This window comes from Leucobacter sp. cx-328 (genome assembly GCF_014530035.1).
GTDB lineage: Bacteria > Actinomycetota > Actinomycetes > Actinomycetales > Microbacteriaceae > Leucobacter.
In genome coordinates this window covers 25821-42415 of the sequence record NZ_JACVMX010000001.1, presented here as the reverse complement: position 1 = coordinate 42415, position 16595 = coordinate 25821, and the positions used below count along the sequence as shown (strand labels likewise).

The 16595-nt window shown below is 62.6% G+C and carries 9 protein-coding genes; 7 read left to right on the top strand and 2 right to left on the bottom strand.

Annotation, left to right across the window (positions count from 1 at the left end; translation table 11 throughout):
- The first annotated feature begins 56 nt into the window (after positions 1–56).
- Positions 57–3758, top strand: coding sequence for a phosphodiester glycosidase family protein (locus ICL81_RS00160; RefSeq protein ID WP_188033008.1), 3702 nt, complete (start codon positions 57–59; stop codon positions 3756–3758).
- A gap of 69 nt (positions 3759–3827) precedes the next feature.
- On the opposite strand, the gene ICL81_RS00155 is transcribed toward ICL81_RS00160, so the two are convergent.
- Positions 3828–5039: a CdaR family transcriptional regulator gene (locus tag ICL81_RS00155; protein ID WP_223160499.1), complete on the bottom strand. Its 1212-nt coding sequence runs from the start codon at positions 5037–5039 to the stop codon at positions 3828–3830.
- 216 nt (positions 5040–5255) lie between these two features.
- Between ICL81_RS00155 and ICL81_RS00150 the strand changes: the two genes are divergently transcribed.
- The 4 genes from ICL81_RS00150 (at position 5256) to ICL81_RS00135 (ending at position 12485) form a co-directional block, all read left to right on the top strand.
- Positions 5256–7298, top strand: coding sequence for a hydantoinase/oxoprolinase family protein (locus ICL81_RS00150; protein WP_188033007.1), 2043 nt, complete (start codon positions 5256–5258; stop codon positions 7296–7298).
- Positions 7295–9298, top strand: a complete 2004-nt coding sequence (locus ICL81_RS00145; protein ID WP_215394718.1) for a hydantoinase B/oxoprolinase family protein — start codon at positions 7295–7297, stop codon at positions 9296–9298. The genes ICL81_RS00150 and ICL81_RS00145 overlap by 4 nt, the downstream gene beginning before the upstream one ends.
- Before the next feature lie 247 nt (positions 9299–9545).
- Positions 9546–10940 carry a cytosine permease gene (locus ICL81_RS00140; RefSeq protein ID WP_188033006.1) on the top strand — a complete coding sequence of 465 codons (1395 nt, stop codon included), beginning with the start codon at positions 9546–9548 and terminating at the stop codon, positions 10938–10940.
- A 204-nt stretch (positions 10941–11144) separates the two neighbouring features.
- Entirely contained in the window at positions 11145–12485 is a 1341-nt protein-coding gene (locus ICL81_RS00135) for an anaerobic C4-dicarboxylate transporter family protein (protein ID WP_188033005.1), read from the top strand.
- A 68-nt stretch (positions 12486–12553) separates the two neighbouring features.
- Here ICL81_RS00135 and ICL81_RS00130 read toward each other — a convergent pair whose 3' ends face one another.
- Positions 12554–13657, bottom strand: coding sequence for an N-formylglutamate amidohydrolase (locus ICL81_RS00130; RefSeq protein WP_188033004.1), 1104 nt, complete (start codon positions 13655–13657; stop codon positions 12554–12556).
- 251 nt (positions 13658–13908) lie between these two features.
- On the opposite strand from ICL81_RS00130, the gene wecB reads away from it, so the two are divergent.
- Together wecB and ICL81_RS00120 are read left to right on the top strand one after the other, a co-directional pair.
- Positions 13909–15216, top strand: coding sequence for a non-hydrolyzing UDP-N-acetylglucosamine 2-epimerase (wecB, locus tag ICL81_RS00125; RefSeq protein WP_188033003.1), 1308 nt, complete (start codon positions 13909–13911; stop codon positions 15214–15216).
- Complete coding sequence (locus ICL81_RS00120; RefSeq protein WP_188033002.1) at positions 15213–16583, top strand: glycosyltransferase family 2 protein; 1371 nt, start codon at positions 15213–15215, stop codon at positions 16581–16583. The genes wecB and ICL81_RS00120 overlap by 4 nt, the downstream gene beginning before the upstream one ends.
- The last annotated feature ends 12 nt before the right edge of the window (positions 16584–16595 follow it).

Genomic DNA, 16595 nt, shown 5'->3' with positions numbered 1-16595 from the left:
ACAGCTACACCTGGATCCGCGCGCCTTTTGGTTTAGGAAAGGTTCCCGGCAACAACGTGTCTTGGTTCTCACGCACTTCAACGAAAACGACGCTCGCAGCAGGTCTCTGCCTCGGACTTGTCACGAGCGGCGTCGCGCTCTCTGCCCCGCTTCCCGTGACCGCAAGCTATGCGGCACCCGATACCGGCGGCCTCGATCTTGGCGGGCGCGAGTCGAGCCTGCTTCGGGCTGATACCCGTCAGATCGCTCCAGGCCTCAAAGCCACCAGCTTTGATCGCCTCCAGGGCGAGGGTTGGGTGACGGGCGACGTACTTGTTGCTGACCTGTCGACCCCGAGCCTCAGCATGGACGTGCGCGATTCAGGAAGCCTCACGAGCCCCGCGCCGGTGACCGAGCACACGCTCAGCGAACACGCGGTCGCCGCGGTGAACGGCTCGTTCTTTGACATCAATAATTCTGGCGTTGCTCAGGGCACTAACGTGTCGTCCACCGAGGGTGTAAAGACCACGAACGGTTCGCCGGTGGAGAGCTTCACCGTCGCCCAGGGTCTCGCAGCGATTCAGGCGCTCACGTCTGCCGCGACCGTCGACATCGCTGGCACGAAGCAGCGCGTCAGCACCGTGAACAACATCGGCATTCCACAGGACGGCATCGGGTACTTCACCACGATGTGGGGCGAGTACCCCATCTCGCGTGCGATCGGCGGCCCGGCAAACATCGACCCGAAGTTCCTCCGCGTTGAGGTTGTTGACGGTGTTGTCTCGCGCATGACCACCGATCTCGCTGAGATCACTGGGCCCACCGCCATTCCTGCTGGCACCGGCGTGCTACTGGCGCGCGGTGCTGCCGTTGACCTCTTCGCCGAGGTCAAGCCCGGCGATGCACTTCCTGTCACCGTTGCAGCGAGCGAAGATGTCGATCTCGCGATCAGCGGCAACCAGCGTCTGGTAGCCGACGGCCAGGTCGTCGCCGCTGCTGGCACCGGCGAACCGCGCACCGCGGTTGGTGTGAGCGCCGACGGCAGCACGGTCTATGTCGTGTCACTCGATGGCCGACAGAGCCACTCACGCGGCATGGCGCTCGATGAGCTGGGTGAATTCATGGTCGAACTCGGCGCGCACAACGCGGTGAACCTTGATGGCGGCGGATCAAGCACCCTCCTCCTGCGCGAGCCTGGCACCGATGAGTTGAGCGTCGCGAACGCGCCTTCGGACGGGCATCTGCGGAGCGTGCCGAACAGCCTTGTCTTCTCGTCGACGGCGCCGGATACCGGTCTTGCCGATGTCATGGTCGCCCCGGAGTCGAAGCTCGCTGACACCGACGCGGTCTTCCCCGGTTTCTCACGCACCATTGCAGGCACCGGTCTCGACGCGAACCGCACCTCACTCACGACGGCTGGCGAGTTCGCAGTGGGTGGCGAGCACGCGAGCGTCGAGGCCGTTGACGGCGATACTGCACGCGTCACGGGCAGGACGCCTGGCCGCGCACCCGTGTCGTTCACGGCGGAGGGCAAGACAGCCAACACCGAGATTCGTGTGCTCGGTGATCTTGAGCGGCTGCGCTCCAGCAAGAGCGTTATCTCACTCGTCGACGAGGCTGACAGCGCGGAAGTCACCATCACCGGTCTCGACCGCGACGGCTTCACCGCCCCCATCGAGGCGAGCGATCTGACTGTCACGGCCGGCACGGATGTCGCGGTGGAGTCGAAGGACGGCGTGACCTTCACGATCACTCCGCTCAAGGCGTCTGGCGCGGCAACCGTTTCGTTCTCGGCTGGCGACCGTCGCGTTGACGTCGCGGTCACGATCGGTCTCAACGAGCAGCCCGTCTCTGACCTCGCGAACGGTGCCGATTGGACGTTCCGCTCTGACCGCGCGACCGGTGACATCAGCACCGCCGTCGGCCCGAACGGCGAACCAGCGCTGAAGCTCAACTACGACTTCGCATCGTCAACCGGCACCCGCGGCGCGTATGCTGTGGCACCCGAGCCGATTGAGATCGCAGGCCAGCCGAAGGCGATCACGATGTGGGTACACGGTGATGGCAACAACACCTGGCCGCGCCTGCAGATGAAGACCGGCGCCGGCACGACGATCAACATTGATGGCGCGTACACCGATTGGACCGGCTGGAAGCAGGTGACGTTCACCGTTCCCGTCGGCACCGCGTTCCCGCTGAAGCTCGAGCGAATCCGCATGATGGAGACCTCGGCAGCACGCCAGTACACGGGTGAAACGATGTTCGCTGGCATCACGGCCGTGGTCGCGCCCGACGTTGATCAGCCCACGGCGAGCGTTGTGCACGATCCGCTCATCGTTACGAACGGCACCGTCGATGACCGGAGCCAGCGGATCGCCGTCATGAGCGATGCGCAGTTTGTGGCCCGCAACCCCGAGGGGCCGAACGTGCAGGGTGCGCGGCAGACGCTGCGTGAAATTCTCGCGGCGGATCCCGAAATGTTCGTGATCACCGGCGACTTTGTCGACGAGGCAGCGCCGGAGGATTTCGCACTCGCGCGCAAGATCTTGGACGAGGAGATCGGCGACAAGCTGCCGTGGGTCTATGTTCCTGGCAACCACGAGGTCATGGGTGGCCCCATCGAGAACTTCATTGCGGAGTTCGGCCCGACCAAGACGAAGCAGCAGGTTGGCAGCACGCTTATCGTTACGTTGAATACCGCGCAGGGCTCGTTCAACAAGTCTGACAAGACCCAGATGCGATTCTTCGAGCAGGCGCTCGAAGAGGCAGCAAAGGACTCGACGATCACCGGCGTGCTCGTCTTCGCGCACCACCCCATCGATGATCCGAAGAGCAGCAAGGACAGCCAGATTTCGGATCGCCTTGAGGCGACGAAGTACCAGGAGCGCCTGTCGGAGTTCCGTGCTGATACCGGCAAGTCGATCGCGTCGATCAACGGCCACGCAGGTGTCTTCCATGCGACAAGCTACGACGGTGTCTCAACCCTGCTCACGGGCAACAGCGGCAAGTCGCCGTCTGGTGCACCGGGCGACGGCGGGTTCACCGGCTGGGCGATGCTTGGCATCAACCCGGGTGCTGGCGTTGTTGGCGCCGATCCGCTCCCAGTCACCAGCCGCACCAATTGGCTTCAGGCCGAGGTGAAGCCGCGCGTTGAGTCGCTCACCCTCGGCGCGAGCGCTGCGCTTCCCGCGGCAATGACCGTTGGTGACACCGTCACCGTGGACTCCACGATTGTGCAGGATGGCAGTCGCGTCGTTCCCGTCCAGTGGCCAATGAGCGCCCAGTGGGGCGGCGACGCAGTCGTCGTAGATGACGGTACCGTCGAGACCGGTAAGTCCGGCCGCGCACTGAGCGTGAGCCAGAGCGAGAAGGCGGCAGCTGGCGTGCTGCGCCTAAACCCGGCGACCGGTGAGCTCACCGCGACCGGGGAAGGCACCGGCACCCTGCGCGTCACCGTGAACGGTGTCACGACCGAACACACGATTGCGGTAGCTGCTGCCCCCGTTGATCCCGAAACTCCCGAGGAGCCGGGTACGCCTGAGGAGCCCGGCACCCCGGGTGACGGTTCCGGGAACGGCTCCGGCGACGGCTCGGATGCCGGCGGAAATGGCGGATCGGGCGCTGCCGATCAGCAGCCCTCCGCTGATGGCGCGGATCGGGCCGACGCGCTTGCGTCGACCGGCGACACCGGCGTGCAGGCCTGGTTCGCTGCCGCGTTTGGTGCGGCGCTGCTCGCAGCAGGCGGCATGTTTGCGGGGCTGCGACGCAAGCGTCCATAGAAGTACACATCACGGGGGTCTGGGGAGCACTCGCGCTCCCCAGACCCCCGTTTCTGTGAGGTCACTTGGCTATCCGCGATCTCTGGCTTCTTCTTGGAGCTCGGATCTGCGGCCAATGATCGCCGGATACAGCGCGAGAATGAGGTTCGACAGCACAAAGGGTGAGGAGATGCTTTCACCAAGCGCTTCCTCGATCCGCGCCAGACGATAGCGCACGGTATTCGCATGTAGAAAGAGCGTTTCTGCCGTGCGCGCGATGCTCTGATCGCTCGCAAGGAACGTCACGAGCGTCGATCGCAGCTGCACCGATTCGAGTGGGGCGAGCGTCCGTTCAATGCGTTTGAACAGCTCTCTCGGGGGCACGTATGCGAGCGCCCAGGTAGAGAGGTCAATCTGATCGATCAGCACTGGCTCGAGGGGTGAACTCAAGCCCGTGGCTTCGGCACGACCGCGCGCGATATCGAGGGCGGTCTCCGATGCCCGCACGCATCCAGGGAGCTCGGAGAGCGCTGACGTTGGCGCCGAAGCGCCAATGAGATAGTTCGCCGACAGGTCGCGCAACCAGCGCTGGGCGCTTTCTGAGTCAGGCACAACCGCTGACACTCGGGCGGGCAGACTCGTGTCGGGTCGCCTCAGCATGACGAGCAGTGGCAGGTACGCCGCACGGGCTGCAGAAATGAGTTCATCGAGGTGAGTGCCGGTCGCGGCAGTCACCTCGCGCGGCGACAGTTCGATAGCGCGGATCGGCGCATACGCCGAGAAACTGAAACTCGTGAGGCGACTCCAGAACCGATGCTCCCGAGCCGGCAGCATGCCGTCGTGCAAGGCAGCGAGCAGTTGCTCGTTCTCGCGTCGATCGCGCTGCGTCGCACCGTACTGGATGCCGTGCACTGCACCGAGGAGACGCTCTGCAGTGTCGAGCAACAGGTCACCGTTGTGCTCGAGAATGCCAGGGCCGCGGCTCGAAATGGCAATGACGTGCACGCCGTCTTGCATCGCAACTCTGCGGGTTTGCACGTGCCAACGACCGACTTCAAAAGCCAGGTTAGGTTGTGACACGTCAACCACCTGTTGCCAAATGAGATTGGCCGGCGCTTCTCCCGTGTTGGCAACCACTGTGCCGTCAGCGTCGTACACCGCCGCGGCACCGCGACACAGGGTCGCAATGCGCGAGACGAGCGCACGCACCGGATCGGTCGAGGAAACCGCTGAGAGAAGTGAGTGGGTGATCTCGAGCGTGGTACGCAGTCGCTCGGCTTCGGCGACGTCGGTGTCGTTCATACCGTGTTGGCCTTTCAGCGGTGAAAGTCGAACAGAATCCAATGCAAGTTCGCGATTGATGCAAAGCGCCAAAGCACGTAACTCATAGATTCATGGGATTTCTGTAAATACTACAATCAGATTGTTCGAAAGCTTAGTTTTCTCTAGTGACCAGCGGCCAAAAACCGTCGATTCTGGGATGCATCCCGAACTCAATGACGAATTTCAGGAGGACCCATGAGCAATATTCGAGTCGCGGTAGACGTAGGCGGTACGTTCACCGACGTCTGCATCTTCGACCAGGAGACGCACCAGATGCGCGTCACCAAGGTGCCATCCACCCCGAGCGATCCCATGATCGCCGTGATGAATGGTGTGAAGCGCGGTGAAATCGACCTCGAAAAGGTTGAACTCTTCACGCACGGCACCACGGTCGCTACGAACGCACTGATCACCCGCAATTTCCCCTCGGCGGCACTCGTCACCACTCGCGGTTTCCGCGATGTGCTCGAGATTCGCGACGGCACCAAGGACGACCTGTGGGACGCGTACAACGACGTGTCAGACCCCTACATTCGCCGCCGTGACCGCTTCGAGGTCACCGAGCGCATCGATGCTGACGGCAACACCGTGCACGAGCTCAACGAGGCAGAAGCTCGCAACCTTGCCGAACTGCTCAAGCGCCGCGAGGTCAAGACCATCGCTGTCTGCTTCTTGAACTCATACGCGAACCCCGCGCACGAGTTCCGCATGCGGGAGATTCTCCAAGAGGTCATTCCCGACGCCACCATCACCACCTCAGCTGAGGTACTCCCCGAGATCTTCGAGTACCCGCGCTTCAACACCGCTGTCGCAAACGCCGTGCTCGCCCCGCTTGTTTCGGGCTATGTGAACCGTCTCGCTGACCAGCTGCGTGACGGCGGCTACAAGGGCGATCTGCTCCTACTCCACTCGGGTGGCGGATCGATGACTCCCCGCCTCGTCGAGAAGTTCCCCGTCCGCCTCGCGGCATCTGGCATCGCTGCCGGCGCGATCTCGGCAAAGCACATCGCGCAGCAGTGCGGCTACGACAACGCGGTCAGCCTCGACATGGGCGGCACCTCGACCGACATCGCGCTCGTCGCTGACGGCGAGCTGCGCGTCTCGCAGGAGTGGCAGGTCGAGTACGGCCACCCCATCATTTTCCCCTCCATCGAGGTACTCACTATCGGCGCTGGCGGCGGCTCGCTCGCCTACACCGACATTGCTGGCTCTCTCCGCAACGGCCCCCAGTCGGCAGGCGCGGATCCCGGCCCCGCGTGTTACAACACCGGCGGCGATCAGCCGACCAACACCGATGCAAACGTTGTGCTCGGTCGCCTCGGCACCTCGCTCGCTGGCGGCGTGAAGCAGCTCGACAAGAGCCTCTCGGAAGAAGCGATCCGTCGCGTCATCGCAGAGCCGCTCGAGATGGGCCTCGAGGAAGCTGCGCAGGCAATCGTCTCGGTTGCCAACGCAAACATGGCTGACGCCGTTCGTCTCGTCTCGATTCGTCGTGGGTACGATCCGCGCGATTTCGCACTGCTCGCATTTGGCGGTGCAGGCGCACTACACGGTGCAGACGTAGCGCATGAGCTCGGCATTCCCTCGGTCGTCGTACCGCCGAACCCCGGCGTGACCTCGGCAATGGGTTGCCTTCTCGTCGACATTCAGCACGACCTCGCGCAGATGTTCACCGGCCTCGCGTCGGCGGCAGATGAAGAGAGCATCGAGCAGGCATTCGTCGAGCTTGAGACCGAAGCAAGCACCCGTCTGCGCCACGAAGGCGTCTCCGACGAGAATGCGATGCTGCAGCGCAAGATTTCGATGCGCTACCTCGGCCAGTGGCGTTCGCTGCAGGTTCCGATGGGCACCGGTCCCGGCGCGCTTGAGCAGGCAGTTCGCACGTTCCACGAGCAGTACGAGCGCGAGTTCGCGTTCCGTCAGGACGACGCTCCCGTCGAGGTCTACCAGCTGCACCTCGCAGCGGTTGGCAAGATTCCGAAGCCGTCGTTCCGCCCCGCAGAGCCCGTTGTGCAGGAGCCAGGCGCTCCCGCAGAGCGTCGCCCCGTCTACTTCGGCACCACCGGTTGGGTCGACACCCCCGTCTACGACCGCGACGAGTTGGCAGCAGGTACCCAGTTCGCTGGCCCCGCGATCATCAACCAGCTTGACTCGACCACGGTCGTTCCCCCGTTCACTCGTGCAGAGATCGACGAGTGGCTCAACATTCGCATTCACCTTGAGGAGGTCACCCGATGACTACCCCATTTGACACGCTCGCGGCACCGGCGCCGCAGACCGTGGCTCCTGCAGCAGCACTCGATCCCGTCACCTTTGAGGTACTGAAGAACGCATTCGCCACGAGTGTTGACCTCATGAGCGAGCAGATTCTTCGCACCTGCTACTCGTTCGTCATCTACTCGCGTGACTTCTCGTCGGCGCTCTGCGACGCGCAGGGCAACACCGTCATGCAGGGTTCGGGCGATATCGCGGTGCACGTTGGCACCCTGCACTTCCAGTGCAAGGCCGTGATTGAAGAGTTCGGCGACGACATTCACCCCGGTGACGTCTTCGCGGTCAACGACCCCTACCGCGGCGGCACCCACATCAACGATGTGTCGTTCATTCGCCCGGTATTCTCTGACGGCCGGATCATCGCATACGCGCAGAACAAGGGCCACTGGGCAGACATTGGCGGCCCGGTTCCCGGCTCGTTCAACGTTGCAGCAACCGAGCACTTCGGTGAGGGTCTGCGCATTACTCCCGTGCGCATCTGGTCGAAGGGTGTCTACCTGCACGACATCGCAAACCTGCTCGTGGGCAACACCCGCGCACCAGAACAGGCGATGGGCGACCTGCACGCGCAGTCGGAGGCGACCGCGGTCTGTGAGCGCGAGATTCTTCGCCTCGTCGAGCGCTACGGCACCGAGACCGTCGAAGCAGCGATGCAGGAGACGCAGGACTACGTCGAGCGCACCGTGCTCCGCCGCCTCGAAGATCTCCCCCGCGGCACCTGGAAGACCACCGACTACCTTGACCTTGATCCGGGTGAGTCGGAGCGTCTGGTTCCCATCGACATCACCATGACGCTCGATGGCGAAGGCATTCACTACGCACTCGAGGGCGGCCCAGCGATCAAGGCCTTCCTGAACTCGGGCTACGGCACGACCTTCTCGGCAATCTACGCTGGCACGAAGACGTTCTTCCCCGACGTACCGCTGAACTCTGGCTTCTACGCTGCGGTCACCGCAGACATCGGCCCCGAGGGCACCGTCATCAACGCTGGCTGGCCACTCGCGGTCACCGGCACCGTTTCCGGCCCGTACGAGAAGATCATGAACGGTATCTTCGAGCTGTGGTCGCAGATCATGCCAGAGCGCGCGATGGCGTGTGCATTCAACCTCGAGTACCTGCTCGTTGGCGGCCGCGATGCGCGCACCGAAGAGAAGCCGTACTTCATGTGGTACGACTGGATGGCCGGTGGCTGGGGCGGCCGCGCCACCAAGGATGGCTCGAGCGCAACCGCTCCCGTCTTTGGCGTCGGCCTCGCCGTGCAGGCGTGCGAGGGCCAGGAGCGTCTGACCCCCGTGCTCACGACGATGCACCAGATCGGCACCGACTCGGGCGGCCCCGGTCGCTTCCGTGGCGGCTGTGGCGTCGAAAAGGGCGGCACGCTCACCGACGCTGACACGACCGTCATGAGTTACTGCTGTGACCGTGCACGTTCGATCACCTGGGGCATCGAGGGTGGCCTGCCGTCGATTCCGCACGGCGTCTGGTTGAACAAGGACACCGAGGATGAGAGCTTCCTCGGCTCGATCTTCTCGTCGGTCCCGGTCAAACCCGGTGACACCTTCTTCCGCCCGTCTGCCGGTGGTGGCGGGTTTGGCGATCCGCTCGCCCGCACGCCAGAAGAGGTACTCGAAGACGTCATCGACGACTACGTATCGGTCGGTCGCGCAGCAGAGGACTACGGCGTCGTCATCATCCCTGTTGACCCCGATATTGATCAGTACGAAATCGACCGCGATGCGACCCTCGCAAAGCGAGCGTGGATCCGCGAAAACCGCCGCGCATGGCTCGAAGCCGATGCCGCCGACATCGCCGATCAGTACCGCTCAGGCAAGCTCGAAATGCTCGATGTGATTCGCCGCTACGGCGTCATCCTCGATTGGGGAACCGGTGAGCTCTTCGCCGAGACCACCAAGCAGCACCGCGAGCAGATGATCCGCCGATCAGCGGATCACTGGACGAACTAGCGTTCGCCCAGCCCTATCCCGCCCGGGGCACCGACTGACGAACTTCGGTTCACAGCCAGTGCCCCGGGCGCTCCGGTACGCGCTCGCTCGGTAGGCGTGTGCCGACACCTGAAACGTGACAACGTCGTCGCGCACAGTTTCAGGCACCGCAGCGTGAGCTGCACCCCATTTCTTTGCTGCTCGCTTTTCACGTGCGCAATGATGCGCGCGGTGAGCGGCACTGGCCATACCAATGGAGGTATGACGCATGACTCTCAATCTCACCGGCAGTAACCAAGACGTCGAGGCAACTGACGCACTCGCCCGCGAGGGCAACGACGACGACCAGATGTCGCGCGGATCGCTCTCGCTCGCCTGGTACGGCGTCGCGAGCGCGTTCTTCTTCGTCTACATCGGCGCCGCTATGGCGTCTGCATACGGCACCGTGAACGCGATCATCGGCATCGTGCTCACGATTATTGTCTACGGCGCAATCAACGCAGTGCTCTCACGCTATGCCATGAACAATCGCACGACCGTTGCCCAGTTCTCACGCACGATTCTCGGCACCGCTGGCTCTTCGATCGCCACGATCATCTTCGCACTCGTCGCCATCTACTACGCGGTCTTCGAGGGCTCGATCGTGGCGTACGCGCTCATGGCAGCGTTCGGCGGCGAGATGTGGGTGTGGAGCCTCATCGTGGTCGCGTACTCCACGCCGCTCATCATCGGCGGCGCACGTCGCTTTATTGACAAGCTCAACGGCTGGCTCATGCCGATCTACTTCTTTGGCCTGATCGCTGCGGTCGTCTGGGCTGGCGTTGTCTACGGGTTTGGTGACGCGTGGCTCACCCACGCTCCCGAGGTTGAGCTGCCATTCGTGATGGGCGGCCCGGGCTGGCTCGCCACCTTCGCCGGCTACATGGGCGTGTGGATCATGATGATGTTCACCATGGACTTCGCTGCCCTCGGCAAGCGTAAGGACATCAAGTTCCACCAGCGCTTCACGTTCGGACCGCTCTTCTACGTGCTCGCCTTCGGGTTCTCGGCGTTCATCGGTATCTTCCTCACCTTCACCATTCCCGACCTTGAGGTGTCTGAGACCGGCCTCGCTGGCGGCCTCGTCAGTCTGATGGGTGTCTTCGGTCTCATCGTGATCATCGCGTCTCAGACCCGCATCAACACCGCGAACTACTACCTGGGTGCCGCAAACCTGCGCGCCTTCGGCGAGCGCGTGCTGCGCATCAAGATGTCGAACGTTGCCTGGGTGATCACTTCGTCGGTCATTATTTACCTGCTGATGCTCTTGCCGATCGTGCAGTACCTGCTCCTCGCGTTGGCATGGCAGGGCGTGCTGGTCACCGCGTGGGTCGCGATCGCGCTCGTCCACGTGCTGCTTGATCGTGGCCGCAACCCCGAGCACGCGTCGATCGATGACAAGAAGTACCGAGCGTTCAACGGCAACGGCCTCATCGCGTGGGCGATTGGCACTGCGATCGGCCTGCTCATGCTGCAGCTCGGCACTTTTGCACCCGACTACGCGGCGCTCGGTTCGACCTGGGGCCCAATTCTCACGGCGGTCTCCTCTGCTGGCATTTACGCGTTCCTGTGGAAGGCGAACCCGAGCAGCCGCACCGGTCTGATTCCGGTGATTCGCAGCTAGCTGCTGTTCCAGCTCCGCGCGGGGTGTGGGCGACACTGGTTGTCGCCCACACCCCGCGCTGCTATTCCTGTGCAAGCCGCAGTCGTTTTGCGGTGCTGCAACCGCGGCCTTAGTCACGATTTGAGGTTATTCCTTCGAAGTCATAGTCAACTCTCTATTACTTGCCTATCCTTGGGATCATGACCGTTCGAAGGAGTGCTCCGCATGACTGACATCTTGCTCTTTTCCACACAGCTCATCGTTGTGCTCGGCTGTATTGTCATGGGCACCAGATCGAGCGGTGTGGGCCTCGGTCTCTGGGGTGGCACCGGCGTTGCGATCCTCGTGTTCGTCTTTGGAATCGCACCGGGCAATCCCCCGGTAGACGCACTCCTCATCGTGCTGTCAGTCGTACTTGCGTCATCAATGATGCAGTCGGCAGGCGGCATCGATTGGATGGTCACCATCGCCGCCAAACTCATCGAGCGCAACCCGAAGCAAATTACCCTCGTGGCACCGCTCGTGGCGTTCCTCTTCTCTGTCGGCGCTGGCACATCGAACATTTTGTACCCGCTGCTTCCGGTGATCCAGGATCTCTCGTATCGCAACGGGATCCGCCCCTCCCGCCCGCTCTCGCTCTCGGTAGTCGCCACCGGTGTCGCGCTCGCATGTAGCCCGGTGTCTGCCGCGATGGCCGCAATGATCACGCTGACCGAGGTCAAGGGATTTGAACTGCTCGACGTCATCAAGGTCACCCTGCCCGCCGCGATTGTCGGCATCGTGCTTGCGAGCTTCGTCGTCGCACGCCTCGGGAAGGAGATCGCGGAAGACCCCGAAATCCAGGCACGCATTGCGGCTGGCAAGATCCCCGCACCGGCTGCGGTTTCGAAGGCCGTTGAGGCAGAGGTCACCGCCACCCGCGAGGGCAAGTGGGCAGCAATCATCTTCTTGCTCGGCGTTGTCGCGATTGTCGTGTTCGGCCTCTTCAAGGATCTGCGCCCGCTCGATAGTGAGGGCGTCGCGGTCGGCATGACCCCGATCATCGAGATCGTCATGTTCGTGGCAGGCACGATCATCCTGCTCGTGTCCCGACCCAAGGTTGCAGAGATCCCTACGATGTCAGTCTTCAAGGCCGGCATGGTTTCAGCCATCGCACTGTTCGGCCTCGCGTGGCTGACCGATACGTTCCTCGGCGCACACACCGCCCTCATCACCGATAGCGTCGGCGATCTCGTGAGTGGCGCCCCCTGGATCTTCGCCCTTGGAATCTTCCTCGTCTGTGTGCTCACCACCAGCCAGTCGACCGCGACGAGAACCGTGGTGCCGATCGGCATCACGGCAGGCATCCCGCTCGGCCTCCTCAGCGGCATGTGGGCCGGCGCCTTCGCCGGCATCTACCTGTTGCCGACCAACGGCTCGCAGATCGCTGCGGCAAACTTCGACACCTCCGGCAGCACCAAGCTCGGTACCAAGCTCGTCGATCACTCGTTCTTCGTACCGACCCTTGTGCTCGCCGGCTTCACCATCGCGGTGGGTGCGCTGTTCGGCGTCATCTGGGGCGGCTAACGACCCATCACACACCGGAGGCCGGTCAGCTCACATGCGCTGACCGGCCTCCGGTGTTTCTCGGGAGATTAGCGGGGCGCGGATCCGCGATACAGGTCCCAGGCCTGCTTGCAGGCCTGGGCGATCCGCTCAATGCGCGCCGGATCCTCTGCGATCCACTCTTCGCCGGGTTGGTGCAGCTCATTCACCGCTCCTTCACCGAGCAAGTACTCACGCAGGAACTCTGCCTGCACCGCCGAGAGCACCAGACCGGCAGCGTCGGCGTCGGCCGCCGCTGCACGGAAACGGGCACCAGCTGCGATGATCTCCTGGCTGCCGAGGTACGGCTTGTTCAGCGCGACATCTGAGAAGTCAGCCACATCGAATGCTTCACGGTGCGCATCAGCGAGCGCACGAATGCGGTCTGGCGCCATCACAATCGGATCTTCCGAGGTGCGCTCCTCTCCGTGGGCATCACCGCGGTTCGACAGTGAGACCACGTTGGGCAGGCGATCCGCCTCAGCGCGTGGCACGTTTACCGCACCATCGCGGGTCGTCGTCGTATTCATGGTGTCGTGGAAAGACAATCTCGTGAGGTTGCCGCCCGTGCCGAGCTTTTCCGTGAGTATCCGCTCAGTGAGCTCATCACGCGTGCGCTCATACACTTCGAGGCCGCTCGCCGCGACGTCGGTGAAGGCCGCCACCAGGCGGTCGAGTTCGGCATCGGTCTCTGGAACCACGATCACGGGATAGAACGAGAACGTCACTGGGCGGATCGCGTCCACTCCAGTGAGGTCTACTTTCTGCCACGCTCCGGCGGCGCGCACTCGCTCAATCGCCTCACGCAACTGCGCACCGGGATCCTCCGGCTTCGCCCGGTTGGGATCACGGATCAAGCGCGGGTGTGGGTTTTCGACGTAGATGATCCGCTCATCAATCTCCGCCCAGCGACGACAGATCGCGCTCGTCGCCATGTCAGTAAAGTCGTACTGCAGTCGCCGCGTGAGATTCGCGGTAAGGAACGGGGCAACCTCAGCCGGAATACGGGCACCCGAGTGCGGGCATGAGACCAGCACATCTGCGTCACGGATTGCCTCATCGAGAGAGCGTTCCTCACGGCGCGCGTAGAAGGTCAGGTCTTCCGGCGTAAACACGGTGCCTGCTGGAATGTAGTCGAGCTGCTCTGCCGTCATATGAGCAATGTACCCACAGCAGACTCGAAAAACTAGAGCACGGAAGATAGAGCTTCCTTCGGCCACGATGCCGCGCGACACGCAGAAGCGGCCATAATCTCACATAAATAGTTCACTGGTCAACCAATGGCATATATAAGCCATTCCCCACAGAGCAACGACTGTCGCCGATATCGTTACATACCGTTTCGTTCAGGCTTGACATCTAGACTAAAGGTAACTATCTAGGCACGAAATCCCGGGAGTGTTCTATGACACACACCTCAGCCATTGCCCCTTCAGTTGCTGCGCACACCAAGCGCAAGCGCACCGGTCTTTTCGTCGTGGGCACCCGCCCCGAAGCAATCAAAATGTTGCCTGTGATCCTCGCTTTTCAGCAGGCTGGTCACTACGACGTGCGTGTTATTTCGACCGGCCAGCATGCTGAAATGACACGGCGAGTACTCGCAATCGGCGGCGTCGAACCCGACATCACCTTCCCACCGAATCCCGAGCCGGGAAACCTCAATGCGCTGTTCAGCCACATTGTGTCGGAGCTTGACGCATATGTCCGTGCTGAGTTTGTTGCGCCCGAAGACCAAAACCTGCCCATCGCATGCTTCGTGCACGGCGACACCTCGAGCGCAGCGGCTGCCGCGCTTTCCTCGTTCCATCTGCGCATCCCCGTCGTGCACGTCGAGGCCGGTCTGCGTACGTCGAACGTGCTCTCGCCGTTCCCGGAGGAGCTCAATCGCCAGCTCATTTCCCGCATCGCCGCGCTGCACCTCGCACCCACAATGTGGAACCGCAATAACCTCGCTCGCGAGGGCGTTCCAGGCGAGCGCATTTTTGTCACAGGCAACACCTCAATCGACATGCTCAAGATTGCCACCGGGCTCGACGTCGAATACTCCAATGACCGCCTCGCAGTGCTCGGCCGCGGCGAATCAACGCGACCCTACATCGTCGTCACCGCGCACCGCCGCGAAAACTGGGGTGAACCGATCGAGCGCATTGCTGCGTCGATCGCAACGCTTGCCAAGCAGCACCCCGATGTCGATTTCGTCGTCGCGCGTCACCCCAATCCCATTGTTGCTGGCCCGCTGACCCGGCATCTCGACGGCATTGAAAACGTCATTCTCACGGCACCTCTCGACTACGCAGAGTTCGCATCGATTCTCGCGCACGCGGCGTTCGCGATTAGCGACTCAGGTGGCATCCAAGAGGAGGCGCCCGCGCTCGGCACTCCCGTGCTCGTGCTGCGTGAATCCACTGAACGTGAAGAAGGTGTGCTCGCAGGTACCGTCACGCTCGTCGGTACGGACCCCGAGCGCATCATCGCAGAGGCCAACTACCTGCTCACCGATTCGGCAGAGCTTGAGCGCCGCCAGAACCTCGTGAACCCATACGGCGACGGCAAAGCGGCAGAGCGCATTGTGCAGATGGCCGACCACATTATGTACGATGACGTCGACCCCGCGCCGTTCGGCTCAGGTGTCCACCGACTCTCCGTGCTCAAGGTCTCCGGCCATGACGAAGACCCGGCTCCCCGACTCAAGGTGGAGGCGACCGCAGTATGAACAACCTCTTCTTTGAGTTCATTTTCGAGGCCTTCTACGGTCTGCCGATGTGGGTACAGATCTTCTACTGGATCGTGCTCGCCATCGTCATTACGACGTTTATTTCGGCGTTTGGTCTGTGGGCGCTTTCCTACGGTGCGCGCGCGAACAAGCGCCGGATGCGCAAGCGAGCAAAGGCCGAGGGCAAGTCTGAGGCCGACTTCCTGTGGGTGTTCGTCGTGCCTGCGCTGAACGAAGAGGTGACGATCCGCGATGCTGTGACGCGTCTCCAGGGAACCGCCGCAACCAATGCGATGATCCTCGTCGTCGACGACGGCTCCGACGATCGCACTGGCGAAATTCTGTCGACCTTTGATGATCCGCGCCTGCATGTGTTGCGGCGCGAGCTGCCGCACGCCCGCACGGGCAAGGCAGCCGCCCTCAACAACGCCTACCAGTACCTCGTGAACGACGTGCTGCATCGGCCTGGGATGGAACAGTGGGCTGAAGACAACACCATTCTCTGCATCGTCGATGCCGACGGACGACTTGCGTACCACGCGCCCGTGCACGTGGCACCGCACTTCCATAACCGGCAGACGGGTGGCGTGCAGTCGCTCGTACACATCTACAACCAGCGATCACCGCTCACCTGGGCGCAAGACGTGGAGTTTGCTTCATTCGGTCGTGTGTTCCAGATCGGTCGCACCTGGTGGGGCACCGCCAACATGGGTGGCAATGGTCAGTTCAATCGGCTCTCGGCGCTCACGACTGTCGCCGATGAGGAAGGCCCGTGGCGCCACCGTCTCACGGAAGATCAGGACCTCGGCGTCCGCCTCCTGCAGGCGGGCTGGCGTGGCGAGCAGGAGAGCCGCGCGGTCATCTCGCAGCAGGGTCTGAACTCTCTACCCAAGCTCTATAAGCAGCGCGTGCGCTGGGCGCAGGGTGCCTGGCAGTGCATCCCGCTCATTAGGGGCGTCGGGAAGATGAACACGTCGTTCCTCGGCAAGCTTGACGCCTCGTACTACCTGCTGCTGCCACTCTTGCAGCTCATCAACGGCCTCGGCTTCGTGCTGAGCATCATTCTTGCGATCTTTACGAGTGCATCGTTCGCCACCCACTCCGTGTGGATTCTGGTGTTCTTCCTCGGTCTCGGCTTTGGTCCTGGCCTCATCGTGCAGATCTCTCAGTCAAAGAAGTGGTACTGGATACTCCCGAACATCATTCTGGTGATCCCGTACACCCTCTACTCGTGGCTCATCTTCCCGGTGATCACCGTCGCGCTGTTCCGACATCTGCGAGGCAACACCTCATGGAAGAAGACCGGCCGCGAGACCACCGACGGTCGCATCGTTGGCGAGACTGAGAGCAAGCCGCTCTCGGCCTAGCCGCGCTGACTG

What these genes read in the sequence shown, in the direction of transcription:
- ICL81_RS00140 (WP_188033006.1), top strand. Translation starts at nt 9,546, where the DNA reads ATGACTCTCAATCTCACCGGCAGTAACCAAGACGTCGAGGCAACTGAC.
- ICL81_RS00150 (WP_188033007.1), top strand. Translation starts at nt 5,256, where the DNA reads ATGAGCAATATTCGAGTCGCGGTAGACGTAGGCGGTACGTTCACCGAC.
- ICL81_RS00135 (WP_188033005.1), top strand. Translation starts at nt 11,145, where the DNA reads ATGACTGACATCTTGCTCTTTTCCACACAGCTCATCGTTGTGCTCGGC.
- wecB (WP_188033003.1), top strand. Translation starts at nt 13,909, where the DNA reads ATGACACACACCTCAGCCATTGCCCCTTCAGTTGCTGCGCACACCAAG.
- ICL81_RS00155 (WP_223160499.1), bottom strand. Translation starts at nt 5,039, where the DNA reads ATGAACGACACCGACGTCGCCGAAGCCGAGCGACTGCGTACCACGCTC.
- ICL81_RS00120 (WP_188033002.1), top strand. Translation starts at nt 15,213, where the DNA reads ATGAACAACCTCTTCTTTGAGTTCATTTTCGAGGCCTTCTACGGTCTG.
- ICL81_RS00130 (WP_188033004.1), bottom strand. Translation starts at nt 13,657, where the DNA reads ATGACGGCAGAGCAGCTCGACTACATTCCAGCAGGCACCGTGTTTACG.
- ICL81_RS00145 (WP_215394718.1), top strand. Translation starts at nt 7,295, where the DNA reads ATGACTACCCCATTTGACACGCTCGCGGCACCGGCGCCGCAGACCGTG.